The following is a 12,855-nucleotide window of genomic DNA, read 5'->3' as shown; positions in this document are numbered from 1 at the left end:
AGCCATCGCCATCACAATCTTCAGCTGCCCAAGTGGCATTGCCTGCATCGTAACCCGTGTAACCCGCTACTTGTGCAGGTACACAGGGGTCAGCTGGGTCGCTGTCTGTTACATCAGGAACTCCGTCGCCATCGGTATCTAAAGTACAATCGATTATCGTAACAGCAACTGACGGAGCAGGATCATCCGCTAAACAGCCGTTGGCCGAATAATAGGCGTAATAAGTGCCTGCGGCTGCTACCATAGTAGGATCAGCAACCGTACTACTTAATCCATCTGAAGGATCGCCGTCGGTACTCCACACTAGGGTTGAACCTACCGGAGCAGTACTGCTTTCCAAACTGTTTAAATCTACCGTTTCAATTGGGCAGACATTTGCCAGCGTAGCAGCAGAGAGGGTTGGAATTGCTTCTGCCTCTTCTCCAACGACCACCAACATTGTTACTGCCTTATCGTCACAAGGAGCTACACCGCTGAGGATATAGGTAAAGTGGTAAAGACCATCGCCTACTGCGGCAAAATCAACTGCGGCAGGGCTGGCTAAACTTACGCCAGCTGCGTCGTCATCACTCCAAGTACCACCAGGCTGATAGTTCAGAACAAAGGCCGTGAGGTCAATAGTAGAATTAGCACCAGGGCCCGCTGGACAATAGTGAGCAAGCGTACCGTCCATATCCATAATAGGATTAGGAGATACCGTGATCGTTACCGGAACGGCATTGCTTTCACAGCCGTTGTTTTCGTATTTTACATAAATGGTTTGAGGACTAGTTCCCGCTGTGGTTCCCGGGTCATATTGGTAACCTGTTGCCAGTGCCGTTGCTGGGCCAGCATCAGGGTCAGCATCGTAGAAGGTGTAGGTTGGTAATGGAGGAGTAACTGCTATTTGCATTCCGCCGATAGCGTAGTGTTCCAACGGACCATCAACACCGCCAATACCAGAAATACCGTCGCCATTTTTAACACACACCTTAAGTGCTATCGCACTACCAGTGATGCCCGTTTTCTGGAACGTTTGCATGGAGGAACTTATCTGGCCGGTATATTCCTGCTCGAGGGTCTCCACACCGTCAACGATACTGTAAATACGGATGTAATCGTCCACTTCCATATATCCGCCAGAGCGGCGTAAATCGACGGAAATAGCAGCTTCGTCCCCTGGGCCTATAGCCTGAATAGACGTTTCCAGGCAGAATTCACTATTTACATCATGGAAACGAATTTCACCTCCAATCCTGCGAATGTAATCTGAGCTACGCTTAAGGGTAGAGAAGTCACCACTCAACATCAAGCCTTCAGCGCTAATGATTGATTCATTATTTACAGGGCAACTGCCAATGGTTGTAGCAGTACATTCTCCGTAAGCGACATAAGCCGGTGGTCCATCAAATGATGTCTGAAAGGGTACCTCAACTCCTGCCATCGGAATAGGTAGAACGATAGCCGTAGCTCCTCCTTCACAGGTTGTAATATCATCAATGATCGGGTCATCAGCTAATTGCCCAATAGAAACCATTACCAAAGCGGATTCTCCATCACAAGGAGCGGAGCCGTCCAATTGGTATTCAAATTGATAAACACCATCAGCAATACCGGTAAAGTCTACAGCAGATGGATCACTGAGATCAACCCCCGTTGTCTCAAGATCTTCCCAGGTGCCTCCAGGCTGGAAGTTGATGATGTGTTCTTCAAGATTGAGTGTAGGGTCAGCTCCTGCCCCCCCTGGGCAATAGTAAGCGATAGAACCATCCATCATGGCCTGTATGGCTTCAGACACAGTGATAACTACTGGCTCGGCTTCACTTTCACAGCCATTGACGGTGCAGGTAACCCATACCGTTTCGGGGCTAGTGGCTGGGGTTGTACCAGCATCATAACTAGAGCCTGTCCCCAGTACATTTGCGGCTCCAACAGGGTCCGCATCGTAGAAGGTGTAACTCGGTAATTGGGGCGTAATGACAATTTTCATGTCTTCAATAGAGAAGCGTTCCAGTGGGCCGTCATATCCGCCAATACCATACTGTCCGTCGCCGCTTTTTACGCAGACTTTAATAGCTACTGTACCACCGGTAACTCCAGTCATCCGGAACGTTTGTGTATAGGCGCTTATTTGCCCTGCGTATTCTTGTTCGAGTGTTTCGACTCCGTCTATAATACTGTATACTCGGATATAGTCGTCGGGCTCCATGTAGCCGTAAGAACGGCGCAAGTCGACAGAAAGCGTAGCCAAGTCGCCCGGAGCGACAGAGATAGTTGGTGTTTCCACACAGAATTCGCTGTTGACATCCATAAAGTGCAGGCCACCAGCATATCTGAGAATGTAATCAGAAGCCCGCTTTAAGGATGTAAAGTCCCCCGTGAGAGTAAGGCCTTCCGCCGTTACAATAGCTTCATTGTTGGTGGGGCAGGTACCAATAGTCCCACCCGTACATTGCCCACGCGCTACGTATGTCAATGGACCGTCAAAGGCCGCATGGAAAGCTTCTTCCTGAGGGATATCAAACAAGGGTACATTGATCGTCACATCAGCACCTTCACAGACCGTAATGTCGTCTAGTACAGGAGCCGGTATTGTTGATAACTTCTTGACGTTTACGTAGTAACATTCAGGACCAGCGGTCTGGTATTTGAAGACGTAATCGCCATCAGGGATAGCAGAAAAATCCACACTGGCAGGATTGCTGATATCTGCACCGCTGCTAGTGGATTCTGTCCAGGTTCCGCCTACAGGATAAGACAAAATATGGCTCGGTAGATTTACTGGATCACCTGCTGAACAGGCATAAGTAGTGCTGATAATACAGGATACCTGACCAAAGGTAAAGTAGTCTCCATCGTTAAAGTCATAGGTAGTTAAACCACCAGCCAGTTCTATACTCGTAAGTGTTCCTGTGCTAAAATCACCATCACCGTCGGTATCGACCACCAAGTATTCGGCAGAAGGGTCTCCTGAACTGACCGTCACTGTTCCAACAGCACCTGTTTCCTGGATTTTCCATTGACGGGCCATTAAATCAAAAACGCCAACATTTTCGGTATAAGTAATAGCGGCTCCGTTATTACCCCAAAGCATAAAGCTGTTATCTGTATTAAAAACAGCACTATTAGAAGCATTATCGGCAGGTAAACCACCACTTTGATCGCCATAATAAATAGCAACTATTGAGCCATTCCGAACCGACTTTGACTGTTTCTGAATTAAATCAGAAGCATCATCACGACCAATTCCAGCAACATAATTATGGTAAGCACTATTCGTAGTAGTACCATTCCAAATAACCGTGCTTGAAGCACTTAGGTAATCATTTTCTCCTTCAAAGGTCGCAGCACCAGCGCCACCGCCGAGTGTACCTGAACCTAATAAAGTAACGCCATATTTGATGGCAAGGTAGGAGTTGATCCTTTTTCGTTCATTGCTATTAGGTGCCCAATCTGTGGCATAAACGACGTTTTCAGAGGTATATCCGCTATGCGCTTCACCTCCACCGCCTAGTGTTTCTGCACCAAAAAGATACCTGCCAGACATAGCTCCAATAAAAGGATTAGACGATGGCGTGTAATCATATCCATTGAAAGTAAATGAATTACCGCCAGCGGCATAATTCCAACAATGAGCAGTTAGTAAAGGCTCCGTTTGTGGATAACCTGCAACGGCAAAATCCCAACCAGGCTGCCCAGTTCCTCCGTTATCTCTTTGAAAGATGACCCTAATATCATTAGCAGCATTTCTATCTGTAATTAGGTTTAGACCTGGGTCATCATCCTGAAACGCATACATCTGTGGAACATCATAAACCGTAGTAGCGGGAAAACTTGAAACATTAAATACGGAACCAGGTGTAGTGGTGTTAGCAAAAATGTCATTTCCTGATTCAGTCATAGTCCACTTTCGAGAACCATTTGCAGTAGAGAGGAACGCAACACGAGGGTTGAAGTTATTAATTTCTCCGGGAGATACTTCAAGCGTCGGCATCCTAGCTACGGTGCCATTACCTGCTGCTAACATGTGTTTTCCATTTCCCGACTCATCATTCCATTGAGTATCACTAATTACACCATCAGCTTTATACCAAGCTACTAGGTTTGAAACGACCCCGCCTGGCGCAGCACTTTCTTTTCCAAAAGTAAAGAACTGGCCATCAGTTAGGTCAACAGTAACGATTAAGTTACCGTTACCATCGTCTACCAAAGGCGTCTCTGTTGGCGTACCTGTGCTAAAGTCTGCACTATTATGCACCAAGAGGTGGTCTGCGTTACCGGATACTTGAATAGTTACAATACCTACTGTTCCTGTTTCTTGTACTTTCCATATTCTTCCCATATGAAAATAACCAGCAGCTGGTAAGAATGTATTAGGAGTGTAGGCCGTAGTATAAGTAGCATTATTTCCATTATGCCCCCAAAGCATAAATTCTTTATCTGCTCCGAAAGTAGATACGTTAACTGCATTATTAACAGGTAAGCCTCCACTTTGGTCTCCATTGTAAATAGTGATTACACTGCTAGGGTTAATCGATTTAGATTGTTTTTGTAGCAAAGCAGAAGCATCATCACGAGCAATACCTGCTATATCATCATTGTACCCCGTATTTGCTGCCGTATTCCAAATTACGGAAGCATCAGAATCCAAATAATCGGCTACCGTTGTTTGATCTAATGTAATACCGTACTTGATAGCCATATAACTATCTACCCGTCTCCTTTCGGTTGGTGAGAGGTTTCTATTGTAAGCAATAAATTCACCTACGGTCCCTGTAAAACCGGCATCATCACCACCTGTTCCTGTACTATTATTAGCTCCTACAATATATCCCCCCATTGGTGACCCTGCGGTACCGTAGCTAGCAACAGCGCCTGTGTTTGCACCATTGTAACCTTTAGTCGTAGAAACATCCGTAAATTGATTATATGTTAAAGAAGGGAGCGTTGTACTATATGTACCGCCAGGATTCGCTAAATATAATAACGCACCGCTAGACGCTCTTCGCATAACTGTGAGATTAGCTGTATAAAATGCAGGCGAATCCCAGTTGGTTCCGTTAAATGTCGTGTTGTCTCTACCAATATTGAAGAATCGACTACCTGTCATACCTTCCTTCGTAAAGGTGAAGATATCATAGTTTGTTGTTCCTAAAGTAGTAGAAGTAATGTTTCCAATTTTCTGACTGGTTGCTGTAAATTCAACTGCTTTATTAAAGTTAAATAACGAAGCACTACCATCAATAACAGAAGGTAAAGGTCTTCCACCCAATTGGCCGGCACTGTTAAACTGTGCCAAGTCTTCCCATGCGGTTAATTCGCCAGTCGTACTAGGAGTAGTGCCAACATCAGCTCTAAGCCATAGGTTCAGGCCAGCAACAACACCTCCAGGTGCATAGCGTTCTCTACCAAATGTAAAAAAATCGCCATCAGCCAAATCAACTGTAGCTACTAAATTGCCATTGCCATCATCAGCTAGAGCTATTTCCATAGGTGTACCTACTGAAAAATCTGCGCCATTATGGACCAATAAATGTTCTGCGCCAGAAGGGCCATGTATAGTAACGGTCCCTACCATTCCTGCTTCTGCAACTTTCCAAATACGAGCCATATGGTAATAGCTTGAAGCTGGAACAAAAGTATTAGGAATATAGGCGGTAGCATAATCAGGTAAATTGCCATTATTCCCCCAAAGCAAGAAGCTTTTATCAGAAGCAAAAGACGTTGTGTTAGAAGCATTACTCGCAGGTAGGCCTCCGCTTTGGTCTCCATTATAGATAGCAACTATTGTACCTGCGCTAACGGATCTAGATTGTTTCTGATTTAATCCAGAAGCAGCATCTTCTCCTATCCCTCCAATATTATTATGGTAAGCTTGGTAAGCAACATCTGACGTTCCTCCCCAAATAATTGTGCCATCAGAACTTACATAATCATAATTAGTTGTTGGATTAGCAGGGTCATCATCCAATGTTGTACCCCATTTTATAGAGAAGTAGGAATTTACTTTTTGACTTTCAGCAGCCGTTAGGTTACGACTATAAACTGCTATTTCACCAATGGGGCCATCCCATACTTCAACAGCTTCATAAGATCCAATCTGAAATTGATTAGCAGCTGGTGCGCCATTAGCAAAACTACTCTCGCGTAACTCCATGGTAGGAGCAGTATTGATTTGACCATCAAAGACTACGTCTAAGCCTGTATTGCTTGATGTATTAGAGGGCTCATTGGCCATATCCCATTCCCAACCCCATATATGAAACTGGCTAGCTACAGGGCTTGTAGGGTGATCATTACGAATAGGAGAAGAGCCATTACAGTAACCCAGTGGTTTGCCGCTTGATGCCGCTACTCCTAAGTGAGGGTTATCAACCCCAAATACCACTAAATTATCAAAACCGGTACCTGGTGAATTATTTGCAGCAGCTCCAAATACAGAACCGCCAGGTTCTGTTCCTGTCATAAACGGTGCAATTTCCATTCCATCATTAGCACCATCAAAGGTCACTGTTGGGTTAAAATTTGAAGTGCTTGCAGCATTGGTATAGAAAGGATCGCGATTTGCAGCAGTAACCGTCATGTTATTGTTGTTGCCACTTTGATCATTCCAGGTATTTACAGCGGTACCATCTGCGGTTGAGCTGGTTCCTGAGTCACCTTTCACCCACAACTGCAAGGCTCCGGCTACACCACCAGGGGCTTGTAATTCATTCCCGAAGGTGAAATAATCACCATCATTAAAATCAACCGTTGCTACCAAGTTTCCGTTGCCATCGTCTGTTAAAGCAATTTCGGCAGGTACGCCTGTAGAAAAGTCAGCGCTATTATGAACCAAGAGATGCTCCGCACCCGTAGCTCTAGGAACACCAACGGTAACCGTGCCTATTATGCCCGTTTCACTAACCTTCCAAATCCGATCGTAGTGAAAATAACCAGCAGCAGGTGAGAAACTATTGGGGATATATGAAGTACCATAACTTGCTGAAGCATTGTTATTTCCCCAAATAAGTGAAGCAAGATCATTAGAAAAAGTATTGGCATTATCTGGGTTCTGACTAGCCAGCCCTGTTCCAATCCCAATTGTTACTAAAGCATCTATGCCGCTCGTAGGCGAATTATCTTCGATGCCAATTGCCTGCTTTTGATACAGACCGGAGGCATCATCACGTACAATACCAGCTACATTGTTATGATAAGCAGTATTGGCGGTGTAATCCCAGGCTTTAGTACCATTAGAAAGAATATAATCTCCTTCTATAATCGTAGCATCATTATCTACCGTACGCAGGGTTATTCCATACTTAATGGCTAAATAAGAGCTTACTTTTTGCAAGTCAGTAGTAGAAAGCTTGGTATCGTAGGCGATAACTTCCATGATGCGACCGTCCCAGTTTTCGGCGCCACCACTTGCGCCACCGACGTGAGCTTCAATACCAAATTGAGTGGTATTTGCTATATCCATCGTGGTGCTTATTTCCTCTCCCTGATAAAAGAAGGAGAGGTCATTAGCAATCGTGTTTTCGTTAAGGCCACGTAGCCCCCAAATCATGGGCTTGTCAATAGGCAATTGTCCCCCCGTAAAAATATCGACATTAGAAGGGGCACTGCCATCACAAAATGGGCTAATGAAATTACTTTGTAAGTCCATCGTTGGATCGTTAGCATTGTCTCCAAACGAATAAAGTGTTCTTACACCGCTTAATACATCGGTAATCCCTACAGCAATCATAGTTAAATCGCTGCCTATTGGAACAATCCGATTCTGGTTCGTCATATAATCACCAGCGAAATCCAGGGAAGTGTTGTAATTCGTCTCTTTCGTGCCTGCAACAACAACCGGTGCATCGGCAGGTGCCGCAGTCAAATGAAGTAGCTGGGTTGATAGATCATTCCATTGGATTACAGGATCTCCATCGTTGGCAGCAGTCGTACCCGCATCTGAGAAGATACTAGCATCTGCTCTGGCCCATTGTGCAAGGCCTACCGTCACACCACCCGGTGCACAAAGCGGCCCGGCTGTCCACAACGAGAAATGCTCGATGTCACTGAGGTGGATCGAGTTATTTTCAGTATCAACGATACTATTGGCGTGCGATTGCCAGGTTTCTCCATCATCCTGAGAGGAATAGAGGACCAGGAGGTCTTCCGCAAGACCATTCAACTCACTTTCGTGGTATTGAAAGGTTAGGGTAGCATCAAGTTGAGTATTATTTTCTGGGTGAATACCCACCACTTTGGTAATGCTCTTTTGTTGGGCAAGCATTACTGAATGATCGAATAATTCGATCTCGGTATTTCCCATGCTTTGTTGTGCGCTGAACTGTATGCCTACTTCAGGCATGTCCACCACTTCAGTAGCATCCAATACAAGCTGAAATTGCTGTACAGGGACTTTTGTATCTTGTTGGGAAGTATATAAAATCACACTGACTCCTAAAAGGAGTAAACTAAAAATGCCAAGACTTAGCCTCGCATTTATCTTTTGTAGAGAAGTCTTCATAGACGTATTTTTCACGAGATAGAGAAATAAAATAGGTTGAAATTTACCTGGCAGGGGACATACTTATGACTGCTCTACGCTAGGTTGTTAACGTAGAGGAATTGCAGTATTCGCCCCCTGCTCAGGAAATTAAAAACGACCAAAAGTGTAAAAATCAGATAGAAAAAAATAACAAATTGTTTTGAATTCAATTAAACTTCAAAACAACCTTCTTCATTAAAACATCATCTATGAAGTGTTTTGAATGAGGAAAAAATCAAAAACAGATAATTCGCTTATCAAAGGTTTTCCAGCATTTGACAAAGCATGTCTTTGTATGATTTTTTTTCTATAAGCAACGTTAAATATATTCATGATGTAAAAATTTTAATGTGATACAATTCATTCCGTCTCTAGTCAGTACACGCTCTCCGTTTTCATGAAAGAACAATCATGCTTTGTGAAAAGAGGCGGGGTGTCTTTGTTAATCAAAAATACCCCCCGCCAGCCCATAATCACATAAAAAAAATCTCTTTCAAGCACTTGATAAAAATAAAACTTGCCGATTATTAAAAAACACAAATCATTTAAAATCAGTCACTTACACCTTCTTTAGCTTCAAGAAAAATGTCAGAAAATTAAATCCTCCTAAATAAGTTCTGAAACCGAACGTAATGATAGAGGTAATGCCCATCTCGATGGATTAGGTATTCACCAGGAGACAGTACCGCCTGTTCTGAAATTCCTAAGGCAGTTGCAATTTCTGAGGGTAGTGACAAATCGGATCTAAGGAGCATTTTCCCATTCGTGAAGCACTGCTTCTTTTCCTGAAAGGAAAGCTGTCTTTGATCAAAAATCACTTGCAAGTGCCGATTATCTACTAAGTTTAAAAACCCATTGATGCGGATACCTTGGCAGCCCGAACGCTTTACCTGTCTTGTTGCCATAATTTGACAAATACCCGATCCAGAACAATTTCTTCGTGGGTCTCCAAATGTCACTCCAACACTTACCCATTTCTTACTAGGAATGGTTTCTTCTGGCTGAGAAATGAGTGTAAAAGAAGGTTTTGTAGTTGTTGTCCATACTGGTAATTTCATTTTTTTTAAAAAGTTGGATTTTTAAGAATCAGGGTATGACATTTGTTTTACAGAACTAAGGAATAAACGTGTCTCCGATAATTACCCTAGCTGTGAATTTCGTTGTTGAATACGGTGTAAAATTTTTCATGGTTATGATCTTTTCTGTGATATTGAATACTTCAAAATTCGTCAGTTATTAGCCTGACACAAAGACAGCAAAGCAATGACAAGCATCTTAAAGAAGCCAGTTCTGACTCACCCTAAAAAAACACAATCACTGACAATCAACAGGTTATGACTTTACCAGGTAAAAAACAAAGCACATTAATAGGTAAGAAAAGAAGGCCTTAACAAACCAAGACTGGTTGTTGACAGGTACTCCTATTAAAGAAGTTTTAAGGCCTAGAATGAGGATATCTTACTCGCTTTTTTGGCGGCGAACTTTTATGATCGTCTGCCCGAGCATACCAAGGGTTGTTTCCCAGAGTAATTCGTAAGGGATAATTTCAATTTTGTGAAATTGCTGCGAGAATTCACTACTAACACCTCTCAGTTTATCCCAATATTTCTTAGTATGGCGTTCTACCGCTGTGCGATGAAACCCTACTTGTGGAATAACTAACAATAATTTTATAAAATAATAAGAACGAATAGTTTCGGGCGTCATTAAATAGCGAGAACAGTATTTTTCGATGGTTTCGATACGATCAATACTAAGGTCGTATTTTCCTTTTTGTAGATAGAAAAGAATTTGAACTACGAGGATCGCAATGTTCATGCCCTGCTTATCTTTTGAATAAAGCGGAATGCTATTGAGGAAACGTTGAATACGAAAAGGAGTAAAATTCCTATCCTCTTCATTCGCTTCTACTTTTCCTAAATCAATCATCAAATGCAAGTATGCCTGGTAGATTTCCCACATCTCTTGTACATACTCGGGTAAAAAAGAAAATCGCTTATGATCGATTGCTGTAGAGAACAGTTGGTAAGCCTCCTGAAACCTACTGGTATGCATCGCTAATAAGAATAAATACTCCAGGTTATTGAACCAGTTAAAGGTCCCATCCTGAGTAAGCTGCTGACTCAATTCTGCAACCTGGCGAGCCTTGTCATAGTCTTCCAGCTGGATATATGCGACCAACTGATGATGATAACAGAGTTGGATGGGGGTATTAGCTGCAAAGGGCTTATCTTTAAAAAAACCAATGACCTCTTCGCAAATGGGTAAAGTAGCAGGGTAATCATTGGTGCAGGTGTACTGGAAGAGGCGAATAAGCGCAGTAAAAAGATGAAACTTATATGAGGTACATTTTTCAAGTTCGGGAATGAGCTCTTCACAATAAAGCGCTGCCTGCTGTGCTAAATGAGGCTTAGGAGATTTCTTGTTGACAAATTTCAGAATAACTTGGGAGTAATATCGCTCTACCTTACCTTCTAAGCTGGTAATACCTTCATAAGCGGTTCTTTTCTTATCATAATAATTGTAGCGCTTTTCATCTCCGATCCGCGTACTATAATGCAAGCAAAGTGCCCTGGTAATCATCAAATTGAGTTCACTAAACTCGTAGTGCTCACATTTTTTGAGTAGCTTTTTTAGTAATTCAATTGCTGATTTCTGAGCATTTTTGGCTAGTAGTATTTGAGCTGCTGCATAATCTTTATGCGCTTCAAAGAAGGAGACCTGCCGATCGGAGTGGTTGGCCTGATACGGATCGATAAAAAACAAGGTATTCAGAAGCTTTTCCTTCAGCTTGGCCTTGAGGTTATTAAAAGCGCTTTTGGAATCCGAATCTGGATATAGTAAACTGAAGGCTTCCTCATCAGTATTAACATCTCCTTTGCTGATGGCAGAAAAGAGTCGATTTACTTTCGATTTACTGTGTTTTTTTGTGTTTAATAACTCAATGTGGCTCATTCTGTTCTGGTTTATGACATAAACCAGTTCGCGTAAATTTTCCATGTGATTATTTTTAAAGTAGGTCGTATAAAAAAACAGTAATCAAGTCGTCATTGGGGCAACTATCAATTCTTAAAAAATCGGTAAAATTTACGGGATGGATTTATTCGATAAACGGTGAATACATACATAATCCCCAATAAGAGATTAGCAATATATTCACCTAACAACAGCAACAAACCCCAACAATACGTTACTAACAAAGAACACTATTTCAAAGCATCCATTTCGGCAAAAAGGGCACTCAAAAAGGAAAACCTACTAAACAAATAGGAAATAAAAAGAATAGACACCGCTTCCTAATCCAATATCGCTTTCTGACAATATCGAAGCAATTCTGTTGACACCGTGCAGGAAACTTTCACCATCAACAAAAGGCAAAAAAATAGCCAGACCCCAATGGTCTGGCTAGAAAATCATTAATTGTATGAAATTTTTAAAACAAGGGGTAACATCTACGGACCTGAGGGGATAAGCCAGCAAATGCCAAATATCATCAGTCGGACAACCTACTACACGAGAAGAATTTCAATCTACAAATTAACAGAAATAGGCAGAACCAATTCGGCAAAAAAGGCACGCTTTTCGGCAATTTCTTATTTCAACATCTCTGATGGCGACTTACCATAGATCATCTTGAAAGATTTAGAAAAATAAGCCTTACTCTGAAAACCAACGGCGTAAACCAATTCGGCAATGGTTGGATAGCGTTTTTCTTCTAACAACCGATAAGCCAATTGCAGCCGTGTCTGAAGAATATATTGACTTGGCTTAAGTCCTGTACAATCTTTTAGCTTATCTCGGAAGCTACGTTCAGACATCGCCATCTCACGTGCCAAGTCCCCTACTTTCAGTTGGGGGTTTCTAATTTTTTGGGCTAGCAATGCCTCTAAATCTATCAACCATAGTTCATCAAAGCTGGGCCCTGGTAGCAGTGGAGCCTCTACCAGAGAGGAGGATGCTTCCTTCTTTCCTGAAACAACTGCAGCCTCAAAGGCTGCTTTGCGTTTTTGTTGATTGCTCAATAAATTGTGAATCCTGGCGATTAACTCATTCTCCTCAAAAGGTTTAGAAAGGTAAGTATCCACGCCTAGACGCAAACCATAAAGCTGGTCGGCTTGCTCAGAGCGGGCTGTAAGTAGAATAAACGGCAGCCCCCACTGTTGAGGCTGGCTACGCACTGCTTTTAATAGTTCAAAACCATCCATTCGAGGCATCATTACATCAGATACTACTAAATCTACTGTCTGCTGGTTCAACACACCCAGCGCTTCTAAACCATCGCTAGCTTGAACCAGACGATAATAAGGCCTAAGAATTTCCAGCAGATAAGCTCTAAAGTCATCATTGTCCTC

3 protein-coding genes and 1 pseudogene are annotated in these 12,855 nt (G+C 42.7%); all 4 read right to left on the bottom strand.

Annotation, left to right across the window (positions count from 1 at the left end; translation table 11 throughout):
* A pseudogene (locus ACRBG0_RS08490) lies at nt 1-8,482 on the bottom strand (hypothetical protein); the annotation flags it as partial.
* Nucleotides 8,483-9,099: 617 nt separating this feature from the next.
* The gene (locus ACRBG0_RS08485) at nt 9,100-9,561 is read right to left on the bottom strand and encodes a hypothetical protein (protein WP_431486473.1); all 462 of its coding nucleotides are present in this window, start codon (nt 9,559-9,561) and stop codon (nt 9,100-9,102) included.
* A 400-nt stretch (nt 9,562-9,961) separates the two neighbouring features.
* Complete coding sequence (locus ACRBG0_RS08480) at nt 9,962-11,503, bottom strand: hypothetical protein (protein ID WP_431486472.1); 1,542 nt, start codon at nt 11,501-11,503, stop codon at nt 9,962-9,964.
* A gap of 593 nt (nt 11,504-12,096) precedes the next feature.
* A partial coding sequence (locus ACRBG0_RS08475; protein WP_431486471.1) for a response regulator transcription factor occupies nt 12,097-12,855 on the bottom strand: 759 nt, incomplete at its 5' end.

The organism is Lewinella sp. (assembly GCF_050633125.1).
In the GTDB taxonomy this organism is placed as follows: domain Bacteria; phylum Bacteroidota; class Bacteroidia; order Chitinophagales; family Saprospiraceae; genus Lewinella.
Note: the sequence above shows the minus strand (reverse complement) of the source record. Positions and strands in the feature narration are given on the sequence as shown.